The sequence below is a fragment of the Streptosporangium pseudovulgare genome, assembly GCF_014648055.1.
Lineage (GTDB): Bacteria > Actinomycetota > Actinomycetes > Streptosporangiales > Streptosporangiaceae > Streptosporangium > Streptosporangium pseudovulgare.
In genome coordinates, this window is record NZ_BMQJ01000044.1 from 1 (window position 1) to 12404 (window position 12404).

Here is a 12404-nt window from a genome sequence, read left to right on the forward strand (position 1 = left end):
GGCTGAACGCCACCGCGGAGACCGCGCCCGTCGGGCTTTCGTGGCTGGTGAGGGGGCGGCCGATGGGGTTGCGGGTGGCCATGTCCCACAACCGCACGGTCTCGACATTGTCGATGGCCAGGATCTTGCCGTCCGGGCTGAACGCCACCGCGGAGACCGCGCCCGTCGGGCTTTCGTGGCTGGTGAGGGGGCGGCCGATGGGGTTGCGGGTGGCCATGTCCCACAACCGCACGGTCTCGTCATCGCCGGTAGCCAGGATCTTGCCGTCCGGGCTGAACGTCACCGACAAGACGTCGTCGGTGTGGCCGGTGAGGGAGCCGCCGATTGAGGTATTGGTGGCCACGTCCCAGAACTGCACGATGTAGCCGCCGCCGGTGGCCAGGATCTTGCCGTCGGGGCTGAACGCCACCGCAGCACTGTCGGTGAGGGTGGGGAGGGGCGGGCCGAGGAAGGCGCGGGTGGCCACGTCCCACAACCGCACGTCGTCGTCACTGGTGGCCAGGATCTTGCCGTCGGGGCTGAACGCCACCGACATGACGGAGCCGTTGCCTCTGGTGAGGATGGCGGAGTCTTCCCGGGCGAAGATGTAGTAGGCGGCCGGCAGGGCGGCGGCCATGCCTGCGACGCCCAGCCCGGTGAGCAGGCGGCGGCGGGACAGGACGCGGTGCGGCGCGGCAGCGACGTGATCGTCGATTGCGGATTCGGGCGCGGACCGCCCCCCGAGTCCGGGAGGGCCGAGTGCGTGGGGACTCGGTACGGGAGATGTCGTTTCGGCGAGCGCAGAGGTGTCAAGCCGGGTGGGAGGTCCAAACGCGGGGGCGGGGCCGCCGTCGGCACCTGGAAGGCGGGGGGCCGCCGAGTTGGTTTCGATGACCTGTCGCATCGCCGCGGCGTCCCGGTGACGCTGTTGGGGGTCTTTGGCCAGCGCGGTCGCCAGTATCTGGTCCCAGAAGGGGGCCAGGGCCGGGTTCAGTTGTGAAGGCGGCGGCGGGGTCTTGTGGATGTGCCCGAAGAGCACGACGGCGGGTGAGTCGCCGGTGAAGGGCGGCCGGCCGGTGAGCATCTCGTATAACACGCATCCGGTGGAGTACAGGTCCGAGCGGGCGTCGGCGGGCTTGCCGTCGGCCTGTTCGGGCGACATGTAGGACGGGGTGCCGATCCGCATTCCGGTGGCGGTCAGCCGGGTGGCCGTCTCCGACATGAGCTTGGCGATCCCGAAGTCCATCACTTTCACCCGCATCCGGCCGCCGGCGCGGTGGACCATGATGTTGGCGGGTTTGATGTCGCGGTGCACGATCTCCCGTTCGTGGCTGTGTTCCAACGCCTCCAGGACGGCCGCCACGATCTGCCCGGCCTCCGCGGCGGTGGGCGGCGTCCGGCGCAGCAGATCGGCCAGTGTTCCTCCTTCCACCAGCTCCATCACCAGATATGGAACCGGCTCCCCGCCATCGGTGCCCTCTCCGATGTCGTAGACGGTCGCGATGTTGGGATGCGACAGGCCCGCCGCCGCCCGCGCCTCCCGGCGGAACCGGGCCCGGAAGTCCTCATCGCGCAGCATCTGCGCGGGCAGCACCTTGACCGCCACGATCCGTTCCAGCTCCCGATCACGCGCCCGGTACACCACGCCCATACCGCCCTGCCCTAACGGCTGCAGCAGCTCATACCGTCCCGACAGCACTCTCACCACAACACCCCGCCTCCTCCTCCCCTCCACGTGATCAACACCAAACTACGGGCAAGAGTGCAGGCCGGCATCCCGGTCACCTCGGCGACTCCGCCACCTACGCAGCACTCTCATAACGCTGACCAGCAACTGTGCCACCCCGGGGCCCGTTTCTGCCGTATTCCGGTGGCACCCCTTCGACGCGCACGCCCTCGGGATCGACATCTCCATCCACGCCGCGACCAAGTTCATCAACGGCCACTCCGATCTGCTGCTCGGCCTCATCACCGGAACACTCGACGCCCTGGCCCGCGTTCGTGCCCACTGCGACCGCAACGGCACCCATGCCGCCCCGGACACCTGCTGGCTCACACTGCGGGGGCTGCGCACCCTGGCCGTTCGCATGGAACGCCACCAACGCTCAGCTCTCACCGTCGCGCAGTGGCTGCGGTCACAGCCCGGTGTCCAGCGGGTGCTCTTCCCCGCCCTCGATGCCGATCCCGGCTACGAGCTGTGGCGCTCACAGTTCTCCGGTGCGGCGGGCCCGTTCACCATCGAGCTGGCCCCGTGCGGCGAGGACGTGTTCACCCGGTTCATCGACCATCTCTCACTGTTCGGCCTCGGCACGAGTTGGGGCGGGTTCGAGAGTCTGGTCATGCCCGCCGTGCCCCACCACCTGCGGGCCCTCGCCGCCCCGGCGGACGCGCCCCGGCTGGTCCGTTTGCACATCGGACTGGAAAGCCCCCGAGACCTCTGCGACGACCTGTCCGCAGCACTGTCCGCCCTACGACGCGATCCGGACACCACCGCGGGCGCGCTGCGGCAGAAGAGCACGTGACCTCCGTCTTCATCCAGGGAGTGTTCCCCCAGAGATCTTCGACTCACGGGGGCACACGATGAGCAAGCACACAGCCGACAGATGCCTTCGCCGGCACCGCCTGGGCCGGGCCGTCGGCCGGCCGCCGCTCCTCAGCGCAGTGGCGTGGATCTCGGCGTGGGCGTTGAGGGGGCGGCTGGACGACAGCACATGAAATCCGGGGCACAATCCCAGCGGTGTGATCACGGCGGGAGGTCGCGCCAGCGTTCGGCCGACGCCAGAGCGTCCAGGCTGATCCGCTCCAGGAACGCACCGCCCCTGGCCAGGCGGCGTCCCACCGGCGTGTCGAGCCCGAGCGCCTGCCCCGCCGCCTTCGTGATCTCCGCCGCCGCGAGCGTCTGCCGCGCGCTGGTCACCGTCGAGTGGTACCAGGCGTCGTCGTCGAGCACGTAGATGTCGCGCCGCCGCTGCGGATCACGCTCGCGCCTGATCAGCCCTTGTCGGGTCAGGTAGCCCACCGCCATGGAGATCGAGGCGGGACTGACGTTCAGCCCGCGCGACAGCTCGGCCGCAGTGAGCCTGCCGTCCTCGCTCAGCCACAGGCCGATGAGCACCCGCGCCACCATCTTCGGCAGGCCCATCCCGACCGCCATCTCGACGGCCCCCTCTTCCACCCCCAAGACCTTGCGCTCTCGGGGTTCGGCATCGGGCGAACGGGCCGGGATGCCGCGCCGCGCCCGCCGCGCCGCCGCCTGGTGCGCCCGCTCGGGACGGTAATCACCGGGGCCGCCGTTACGGCCGACCTCACGGCTGATCGTCGAGGTCGGCCGGTCCAGCCGCCTGGCGATCTCGGCGTAGGAGCGGCCTTCGGCGAGGCCGGTCGCGATGCGCTGGCGCTCCCGCAGAGTCAACCTTCCCTCTGGCATGACACCACTATTGCGTTCGACGCCACACAATGCAACGTTTCGTTGCATTCATCTTCAAGGTCAACGCATCAATATACCCGTCTCTAAGTGCACTTATGCATATCGACTGATTGACGGAATTTTTGAAAGCAACGTAGCTTTCAATCATGTCGAACACACACTGTCGCGACGAGCCGGCCACTCCGTCCCTCGATCGCGGACCCGCCTGTCCCTTCACCCCCGCCCCTTCGCGGACTGCCCTGCACGCAGAGCTCTGCAACCGGTGAGGGCAGACGTGTTCAAACGCATTCTTCCAGCGCTGAGCCTGCTGATTCTCGCGCCGCTGGTCGGTGAGTATCTGCTGGGCAACATCGCCATCGACGCCCTGCCGATGATCATCGGGCTGATCCCCCTCTACGGCGGTGGCGCGCTGCTGATCCGCGAGGTCGCCCGCCGGTGGCGGCTGGGGTGGCCGGGGATCATCCTGCTCGGGCTCGCCTATGCCGTGATCGAGGAGGGCCTGCTCACCCGGTCGCTGTTCGATCCCGACTATGTCGGGCTGCGGTTGCTCGACTACGGGTTCATCCCAGCACTGGGCATCGGCGCCTACTGGACCGTGTTCGTTCTGGCCATCCATGGGGTGTGGAGCATCGCGGTGCCGATCTCGATGGTAGAGGCGGGCTCACGCCGGCCGGACACGCCCTGGCTCGGCAAGGTGGGCCTCACCGTGCCAGCCATCCTGTTCCTGCTAGGCGGCGCGGTGCCCATCGCCCTGGCAAGTCCGGCTGCCATCTACCCGTTGTCGGCCGCTCAGATCACCGGGACGACGATCACGGCCGTCGCCCTGATCATCGCCGCGTTCCTGTCCGTTCGATTCCGCCGCCCCCTCCGTTCGGCCACGCCGGCCAGCCCGTGGACCGTCTTCGCGATCACCATCGCGGCCGGGCTGGCGTTCTGGATCCCCACGTTGCTCGCCATGGTGGGGATCACGCTGGAGTCCATCGTGCCCGCGTGGATCACGGTCGGCTTCTACCTCGCGCTCTACGCCACCATGACGCTGCTCATCCTGCGCTGGTCCCGGCGCACGGGCTGGGGATCCTGGCACAGGTTCGCCCTGGGCGCCGCCGGTCTGGTCACCTACGCCTGGCACGGCTTCCCTCAGCCGCCGAGTTTCCCCGCGCCCGCGAATGTGGACCTGATGGGCAACGCGGTCTTCGCGCTGGCCGCCCTCGGGCTGCTCGCCTTTGTGGCGGTACGGCTCCGCCGCACCGCTCCGCCAATCTGATCTTTAACCTCGGCGCTTGCGAGATCGCTCCAGATGCTTGAGAACCAGCTCAGCTTGGCCTTGCCGCCGTAGGAGGTGACCGAGGGGCAGCGCCGTGCTCCTCCTACGCCGAGACCGGCTTGTCGGGATCGAGGTGGCGGTAGATCGTGGCGCGACTTCGGGCCCGCCTCACAGGGCGATCTCGGGATCCGGCTGGGGATCGACCCGAGCGACCTGGTGGCGGTGATGGACACGCTGGCTCCGCGCGGCCTGGTCGAGCGCAGCTGAGACCCTCCGGGACCGGCGGCGCTACTCGGTGACCATTACTCCGGAGGGCGTCGCCCTGCTCGACGAGGCGCTGGACGTGGAGGCCGGGGTGCGCGGCGGCGTGCTGGCGGCGCTGGACGGGCGGGAACGGGCGCTGCCGCGCGACCTGCTCCGCAAGGCGTTCGCTGGCATCGAGCCGCGCCCGCGCGACCCGATCAGGGCTATGATGCGCGAGATCATTAGTTGCGGGGTGAGATGGTGACCGGGCGTTCGCAGGCGAAGGGACAGCCGCGGCTGTACGTGTGGATGATCGTGCTGGCCGCCGTGGTTCTTCTCGCGGACCAGATCTCGAAGCTCTGGGCGGTTTCCGCCCTCTCCGGGGGAGAACACATCACGGTGCTCTCGCGGCTGCTTGAGTTCCACCTGGTGTACAACCCCGGTGCGGCGTTTTCCTTCGCGACGGAGGCGACGCCGGTGTTCGCCGTGGCCGCCGCCGCCGCGGTAGCCGGCATCCTGTACGTGGCGCGGCGGCTGCGCTCGGCCGCCTGGGCCTGTGTGCTGGGTGCGCTACTGGGCGGTGCCGCGACCCACCTGCTCGATCGCCTCCTGCGCTCTCCCGGATTCGGCCGAGGGCATGTCGTCGACTTCATCGACTACGGCGGCCTCTTCGTCGGCAATGTCGCCGATATCGCGCTCACCGCGGGCTGTGTTCTGATCGCACTGCTCACCCTGCGCGGGATCTCCATCGGGGCAGAACCCGTCGACGAGCGCCCCTGAGCCGCCGCGCCCGTCCTCTGCCGGTCAGGGCCACGCTGTCTCACTTTCGGCAGAGGAAATGAACTCCTTGACGTACGTCGAATCACCCGAGCCCCATCGCGAGATCCCGCTCGTCGGCGGGGACGTCACCGAGGGGGTCGTGCGCGTCGGCGACACGGTGCGCCGCCCGGCCGGCCCCAACGCCCCGCTCGTCCACGCGCTGCTGCGCCATCTGGAGGAGGTCGGGTTCGCGGGCGCTCCGCGGTTCCTCGGCATCGACGCGGCCACCACCCCCGGTGTCTCGGGCGGGCGGGGACAAGCAGGCCGGTCGCGGTGAGCTCGGCCGGCGCCAGGCCGCGGCCGAGCCGCTTGTGTTCGTGGACGACCAGGGTGACCGCGACGCCGGAGGCGCGCATCTCACGGGCCAGGGTGATGGTCCGTTCGAGTTCGGGGCGTCGCGTGGCGCGGGTGAAGATCTTCTCGGAGAAGACCCGGGTGACCCCGGCAGTCCTCGAGACCTAGAAAGCGATCTCACGACTGGCCAAGGTCACGCTCAACGTCGTGTGTGCGGTCAACGAGATGCGCATGGGGCGTGGCTGCGGATCATCGTCAGCCGAGGTCTGGCATCGCCGCCCGCTCGATGATCACGATCGGGATCTGTCTTGACGTCTCTCGCTGGTAGCCGGTGTAGCGCGGCCATATTCCGATCATCGTCTCCCACAGGCGCAGTCGCTCGTCCTCGGCCGCCAGATGGGCCACCGCGTCGAATACCTCGGCCCCGACCTGCACCTTGACCCGTGGCTGGGCGAGCAGATTGTGGAACCAGAGCGGATGGTCGGCGGCACCGCCGTTGGAGGCGACCACGAGGTAGCGGTCGCCGTCGCGGCCGTAGATGAGGGCGGTGCGCCGAGGAAGTCCTGAGCGGCGGCCGATCGTTGTGATCAGCAGCGTGGGGGCGCCGTGAAAGAGGTGACCGCGAGCGCCGCCGGACTCGGCGTAGCTCTTGACGTGCCTGGCCACCCACTTGGTCGGGCTGTCGATCGGCTCGTGGCTCATCGCGCCGCCCCGCCCACGCGGCGGTCGGCCCACGCGCGTGCCTGGGCGAACCAGTGGGGCGCGGTGCGGTGGCCGTTGAGTACGTGCCCGGTGCCAGGGACCACGACGGTCTCCAGTTTGGCGCGGGGACTGTAGAAGGGGGCCTCCTGGGCGTGCAGCGTGGCGGAGGAGCGGGCTCCGGCCAGCAGCTTGTCGTGCTCGCCGTTGACGATCAGAACGGGGACCTGGATGTGCTTATTGATCGAGGGCGGGGTGTAGGAGTCGCCAGGAGGGAAGACGTCGGTCGTCTTGGTGGCCTCGTCGGCGGTGATGACCTTGGAGTCGGCGTTGGGCCGGTGGTAGAACCAGGTGGCCCGCAGGCCGGGCCGGGTGGTGAGGTAGCCGTCGTCGAGCCCGCGCCCGGCGAAGGCGGGGTCGTCGGCGGCGCGGTGGATTCCCGCGCCCATCTGCTCGAAGGCGGCCTCGTTCGGCACGCTCGATTCACCGGTCAGGATGACGCCGTCCGCTTCCGCCGGATGTGCGGCGGCCACGGTGCGGGCGAGGGTCGAGCCCAGTGAGTGGCCGACCAGAACGACCTTGGCGAACCGTCCGCCGTCCAGACGGCCTTCGCGCAACTGCCGGATGAGCTGGCGGATGACGATCTGATGGGTGTCCTGCCCGAAGCGGGCGCTCGGCGGGTAGGAGCTCGCCCCGGTGCCGAGACGGTCTATGGCCAGCGTGGCGTATCCGGCGGCGGTCATCGTCTCCACGTAGGAGGGGCGCTGCCGGTCGCCGTGCATCCGCCAGTAGGCCTGGCCGTAGAAGCCGCCGGGAATGAGCAGCTGAACGGTGGTGGCATGGCCGCGTGGCAGGCACAGGGTGCCGGCGACGTGCTGGTCGGCGGGGCCGCTGGAGGTCATCGCCACCTTGGCGCTGACTGTCCGGCAGGTGGTGGGGGCGGCGTTCGCCGCTGCCGGGATCGAGGTTGCGGGGATCGAGACGAGCCCTAGAAGTACCGCTGTCGTGATGCGCATGAGACTCCTTCGATGTACCCAAATTTGGTTAACCAAATTTGGGTATCGAACTATGGCTCATCCACCCTCGTACCGTCAAACCGGTCTGCGGCCGATCAGGCCGGCTCCTCGCCGCGTTCCAACCGCCCGATCAAGTCACGGATCCACGCCACCTCGCCCGCCGCCTGCGCCGCGCGCAGGGCGAACAACTCTGTCACGTTCCTTGGGCGCTTTCCCTGCTGGGCCGTGGCCACGATCTGCGCCCGCTCACCCTCCAAAGCGCGCACCCGCTCCTTGAGCAGCGCGATCACCTCCTCCTCGGGCAGCGCGGGGAGCAGCACCAGGGCTGCGTTGAGCAGTTCCGGACGCCGATCGGGAACCCTCAGGGCGCTTCTGAGCAGCCCGAGGAACTCCGCCTCGCCCTTGTCGTTGATGGCGTAATCAACGCGCCCCGGCCATTCGTGCACCTCGCTGGTGTCCAGAAGACCTTCCTTGGCCAGCTGACGCAGCGCGTGGTAGATCGACCCCGACCTGAGCCCTGCCCATTGCCCGGCCTCCCATGACTCCAGTTCAGAGCCCACCAGATAGCCGTGTGCCTGACCGTGCAGCCGCACCACGCCAAGGACCAGCAGTCGCGTCGCCGACATCGTCTCCCTCACTCGCCGGGGCCCGGCACCCGTAAAAGTCCTGCCGAACAGGCTATCTGTCGTGCCCGTGGAGGCGAGAAGGCGACGGGTGAGGCGGCGTCGCCTTCGATGCCGAGACCATGACGGCCGCCTACGGCATGCTCCACGTCATTGTCGCGCTCACCCAGACCGGGTCGTAAGCACCAGAGGGTGGCCCGCGCCCGGCGCAGACCACCCTGACGATCACCGCCTAGCGAGGGAGAAGGCGGCGAGGATCGGCTGCCTGCTCCCGATCGAGACCAGGCCGCAGGAGCGCCACCGGGGACGGTCTCTAGCCGGCCGGGGGCGGGCGGCGGAACCGGGGGTGCCGTTGAGAAACGTGTCACCAGCCTCAAACTAAAGAGAATGCGCAGGTCAGCGGCCTGCATCGAGGAGTCGCAATGGGGCCGACAGGTCAATGCCTCTGTGAAGGAATCCCTTCTGACCTGCAGCAACGTTGCGGTTGGCGGCTGGTGACACGTTTTTTAACAGCACCCCATAGAAGCTCGGCTTCCCGAGACGGACGGGGGCGACCGCCGTGTCCCGCGGCGCGGCCCGACGAGCCATGTCAATACCTCTCAGGTCAGATCTTCTCTGGACCCGGCGCAGACGCGGCCCGCAGACCGCCGCCGGGATCGTTGGCGTCATGCGACTTCAACGAATGCAGATCTCGGCGCTGATCGTCCTGGCGGTCGTCGCGGCACTCGCGCTCGCGCCGCTGCCGACGCTGCCCTACACCACGGGCTTCGCGCCGCACTGGGTAACCGTCCTGGCCGCCGCGCTGGGCGCGATCTTCGTGGTCCGGCCACACCCTGCGGGGCTGCTGCCCGCCGTCCTGCTGCTGTGGTCGGCAGGCGGCGTCGTGCTCGACGGCTTCCGCGCGTTCTTCGCCGTCACGGGCATCCCGGCGGGCGACTTCGCGCATGTGGACTGGCCGGGGATGGCCCTGCGCGGGCTCAGCCTGGCCGGTTGCGCGCTGCTGGGCGCGCTGCTGCTGCCTCGCCTCAGGGTCCCGGGCGGGGCGTGGCTCGGCTACAGCGCCTTCGCGATCGGGTTCGTCTATCCCATGGCCAAGCTGTACTGGTCGGCGGGTGGCACGCTGCTGCGTCCGGAGGGTTATGCCGAGGGCTTCCCGTCCGGAGAGCTGATCATGCTGCTGATCGGGGCGGTGGGTTCGCTGGCGCTGGTCCAGCGGTGGGGGCGGTGGCTGCCGCGGCGGCTGGTGCTGGCAGGCGGTTGGACGGGCGCTGCTATGTTGACCACCATGGGGGCCATGTCCGTTTTCGGTACGTTGTCGCAGATGCTCGGCCTCACCCGAGGACCTGTGCCCCTGTCCGACCTCGCGGCGGTGGTGACGGTCGGGTTCGTGTACGGGAGCTGGCTGCTGTTCGGGCTGGCGGTCGGCGGGGCCACGCTGTCCTACCAGCGGGAGACGCTGCGGTGATGCCACAGTGACGCCGCAGCGCGTGGACCTGGCCCTGGCCTTCGTCGTCGGAGTGCCGCTGCTGTCGCTGTCGGTGGTGGTGGCGGTGCTGTCGGTGCCGGGTGGGAGCGCGGCCCTGCTGGTGGGCGCCTGCCTGGTGGCGCAGGCGGCCCTCATCTACCGGCGGAAGACCTGGGCGTTCTTCGTGGTCGCCGCGGCCTTCGCCGTCCAGGTCGCCGTGACCGGACTGTTCCTCGTGCTGCCGTCCGTGGCCGTCTTCCCGATCGCCATCTATTCGTGCACCGCATACGGCAGGCGTTTCCTGCCCTTGGCGACGGGGTTCGCCGGGGCCGGGGTGGCGGCTTATCGATTCGCCCACGACCCGTCGGTCACCGCCGCTCACTTGGGGCCCAGCCCGTGGCTCCTGCTCGGCCTGCTGGCCTCGATCGTGCTGGCGGCCTGGGGATTCGGGCTGTACCGGCGGACCCAGCTCGCCTACATCGCGCTGCTGCAGGAGCAGGCCGAGGTGTCGGCTGCCCGGGCGAGGCTGGCCGAGCGGGCGAGGATCGCGCGTGAGATGCACGACGTGGTCGCGCATGCCCTGGCCGTGATCGTCGCCCAGGCCAGAGGCGGCCGGTTCGCGTCCGAGCGAGCCACCGAGGTCCTGGCCACCGTGGAGGAGACCGGCCGCCGGGCTCTGACGGAGATGCGCGGCCTGGTCGGCGTGCTCCGCACCGATGCCGCCCCGCTGGCCCCTTCGCCCGGGCTGGCCGACCTGCCCGCTCTGCTGTACGCATCGAGGGCGACCGGCCCAGCCGAGACGGGTACGGCCGGCTCCATCGGCCCGGCCGCCGAGCTGGCCGCCTACCGGGTGGTCCAAGAGGCGCTCACCAACACCCTCAAGCACGCGGGCCCGGCCGCGACGGCCGCCGTGCGCCTGGACTGGACGCCCGACGCCCTGGTCGTCACCGTCACCGACGACGGCGCGGGATGGAGGACGACGGACGGACGGGGAAACGGCCTGGCGGGCATGCGCGAGAGGCTGTCGGCCGTGGGCGGCACGCTGGAGGCGGGGCCGCGCGAAGAAGGCGGGTTCGCGGTGGTCGCCCGCCTGCCGTACGGGGGGGTGAGCAGGTGATCCGGGTGTTCGTTGTGGACGATCAGGACCTCGTGCGGACGGGCACGGTCATGGTGCTCCAGGCACAACCGGATATGGAGGTCGTGGGGGAGGCCCGCGACGGCGCCGACGCGCTGGCCCGGCTGCGCACCGTGCGGGCCGATGTTGTGCTCATGGACGTGCGCATGCCCCGCATGGACGGCGTGGCCGCCACCCGCGAACTGCTCGCCGAGGCTCCAGGGGCGCCGAAGGTGATCGTGCTGACCACCTTCGACCTGGACGAGTACGCCTTCGCCGCGCTGCGCGCCGGAGCCTCCGGGTTCCTGCTCAAGGACGCCCCCGCCGAGGACATGCTCGCGGCCGTGCGCGCCGTGCACGAGGGCGACGCGGTCATCGCGCCCTCCACCACCCGCCGCCTGCTCGACCACGTGGCTCCCACCCTCCCCGCGCCAGAGCCCGACCCGCTGACCGGCCGCGAACGCGAGGTCCTGCGCCATATCGCCAGGGGGCGGACGAATGCGGAGATCGCGGGCCTGCTGTTCCTGTCGGAGGGCACGGTGAAAACACATGTCGGCCGCATCCTGGCCAAGCTGGAGTTGCGAGACCGCGTCCAGGCCGTCATCTGGGCCTACGAACACGGCCTGACCCACCCGCGCTGACCGTCACTCCGGGGGAACGATCATTCGGCGCGACCTCGTCAACGCACCTCGGGCCTCCTGCGGATGGCAACTCTTGGCGCCGGGTCGTTCCTTCAGATCCTCGCCGCCGGGCGCGGTCGGCCTTCGGGGAGGATCGGACCGGATTTTGGCGCTACGGAGTCGATCTTGACGACGATTCGGTGACGACGCCTGTTTGCCCTGATTGAGCGCCCTAACGTGCCTGCTCATGCCTGTGGATTTCCTCTCGAATGAGCAAGTAGCCCGGCTATCGCCGGTTCCGGCCCGAGGTGTCGGTGGCCGAGCTCGAGCAGTTCTTCCGGCTGGACGCCAAGGCGCTGCAGGCGCTGGCGGGTAAGCGCCGTCCGGCGACGAAGCTTGGGTGGGCGGTGCAGTGGGGCACCGTGCGGATGCTCGGCGCCTTCCTGGCCGAAGACCCTCTCGACGTGCCCAGGGACGTGTTGGAGTTCGCCGCCGAGCAACTCGACATCGATCCGGCGGGCGCGCCGGAGTGCCTGACCCGGCCGAAGACCGCCTGCGAGCACGCCTGGGAGATCCGGGATCTGCTGGAGCTGTCGGAGTTCTCCGAACGCGAGCAGGAGGTCCGCGACTACCTGGCCGCCCGGGTCTGGTCGACGATCGAGGGGCCGCGGGCGTTGTTCGACCGTGCCGTGGCGCGCATGCTGCGCGAGGGCATTCTGCTGCCCGCGGGTATAACGACGCTGACCCGGCTGATCAGTGAGGTGCGCCGGGCCGAGCACGCCCGGTTGTATCGCACGCTGGCCGAGCGCGCCGGCCCGGAGCTGCGGGCGAGGCTGGCCGA

The 12404-nt window shown here is 69.7% G+C and carries 13 protein-coding genes and 1 pseudogene; 9 read left to right on the forward strand and 5 right to left on the reverse strand.

Annotated features, from left to right (window positions below):
- Nucleotides 1-1684: protein kinase domain-containing protein (locus IEZ10_RS38035; RefSeq protein ID WP_189251348.1), on the reverse strand; the 1684-nt coding region annotated here is incomplete at its 3' end.
- 196 nt (nt 1685-1880) lie between these two features.
- Between IEZ10_RS38035 and IEZ10_RS38040 the strand changes: the two genes are divergently transcribed.
- Nucleotides 1881-2501: a PLP-dependent transferase gene (locus IEZ10_RS38040; RefSeq protein WP_268246436.1), complete on the forward strand. Its 621-nt coding sequence runs from the start codon at nt 1881-1883 to the stop codon at nt 2499-2501.
- A gap of 221 nt (nt 2502-2722) precedes the next feature.
- Here IEZ10_RS38040 and IEZ10_RS38045 read toward each other — a convergent pair whose 3' ends face one another.
- Complete coding sequence (locus tag IEZ10_RS38045) at nt 2723-3406, reverse strand: helix-turn-helix domain-containing protein (RefSeq protein WP_229812082.1); 684 nt, start codon at nt 3404-3406, stop codon at nt 2723-2725.
- A 274-nt stretch (nt 3407-3680) separates the two neighbouring features.
- On the opposite strand from IEZ10_RS38045, the gene IEZ10_RS38050 reads away from it, so the two are divergent.
- From IEZ10_RS38050 to IEZ10_RS38065, 4 genes and pseudogenes are all read left to right on the forward strand, one after another.
- Nucleotides 3681-4670 (forward strand): hypothetical protein, encoded by a 990-nt coding sequence (locus IEZ10_RS38050; protein ID WP_189251350.1) that lies wholly within the window; start codon nt 3681-3683, stop codon nt 4668-4670.
- A 295-nt stretch (nt 4671-4965) separates the two neighbouring features.
- A complete protein-coding gene (locus IEZ10_RS38055) occupies nt 4966-5178 on the forward strand; it encodes a hypothetical protein (protein ID WP_189251351.1) in 213 nt (70 codons plus the stop codon).
- On the forward strand, nt 5175-5693 hold the full coding sequence (locus tag IEZ10_RS38060) for a signal peptidase II (protein WP_229812083.1): 519 nt from the start codon (nt 5175-5177) through the stop codon (nt 5691-5693). The genes IEZ10_RS38055 and IEZ10_RS38060 overlap by 4 nt, the downstream gene beginning before the upstream one ends.
- A gap of 58 nt (nt 5694-5751) precedes the next feature.
- Nucleotides 5752-5952, forward strand: a pseudogene (locus IEZ10_RS38065) (hypothetical protein); the annotation flags it as partial.
- A gap of 329 nt (nt 5953-6281) precedes the next feature.
- On the opposite strand, the gene IEZ10_RS38070 reads toward IEZ10_RS38065, so the two are convergent.
- From IEZ10_RS38070 to IEZ10_RS38080, 3 genes are all read right to left on the reverse strand, one after another.
- Entirely contained in the window at nt 6282-6728 is a 447-nt protein-coding gene (locus IEZ10_RS38070; RefSeq protein ID WP_189251353.1) for a nitroreductase family deazaflavin-dependent oxidoreductase, read from the reverse strand.
- A complete protein-coding gene (locus IEZ10_RS38075) occupies nt 6725-7741 on the reverse strand; it encodes an alpha/beta hydrolase (protein WP_229812084.1) in 1017 nt (338 codons plus the stop codon). Before IEZ10_RS38075 ends, IEZ10_RS38070 begins: the two co-directional genes overlap by 4 nt.
- Before the next feature lie 95 nt (nt 7742-7836).
- The gene (locus IEZ10_RS38080) at nt 7837-8367 is read right to left on the reverse strand and encodes a PadR family transcriptional regulator (RefSeq protein ID WP_189251354.1); all 531 of its coding nucleotides are present in this window, start codon (nt 8365-8367) and stop codon (nt 7837-7839) included.
- Nucleotides 8368-9031: 664 nt separating this feature from the next.
- On the opposite strand from IEZ10_RS38080, the gene IEZ10_RS38085 reads away from it, so the two are divergent.
- From IEZ10_RS38085 to IEZ10_RS38095, 4 genes are all read left to right on the forward strand, one after another.
- Complete coding sequence (locus tag IEZ10_RS38085) at nt 9032-9829, forward strand: hypothetical protein (RefSeq protein ID WP_189251355.1); 798 nt, start codon at nt 9032-9034, stop codon at nt 9827-9829.
- 7 nt (nt 9830-9836) lie between these two features.
- Complete coding sequence (locus IEZ10_RS39705; protein ID WP_229812085.1) at nt 9837-10946, forward strand: sensor histidine kinase; 1110 nt, start codon at nt 9837-9839, stop codon at nt 10944-10946.
- Nucleotides 10943-11584 carry a response regulator transcription factor gene (locus IEZ10_RS38090; RefSeq protein ID WP_229812086.1) on the forward strand — a complete coding sequence of 214 codons (642 nt, stop codon included), beginning with the start codon at nt 10943-10945 and terminating at the stop codon, nt 11582-11584. The genes IEZ10_RS39705 and IEZ10_RS38090 overlap by 4 nt, the downstream gene beginning before the upstream one ends.
- Nucleotides 11585-11877: 293 nt before the next feature.
- Nucleotides 11878-12404: DUF4158 domain-containing protein (locus IEZ10_RS38095; RefSeq protein WP_189251357.1), on the forward strand; the 527-nt coding region annotated here is incomplete at its 3' end.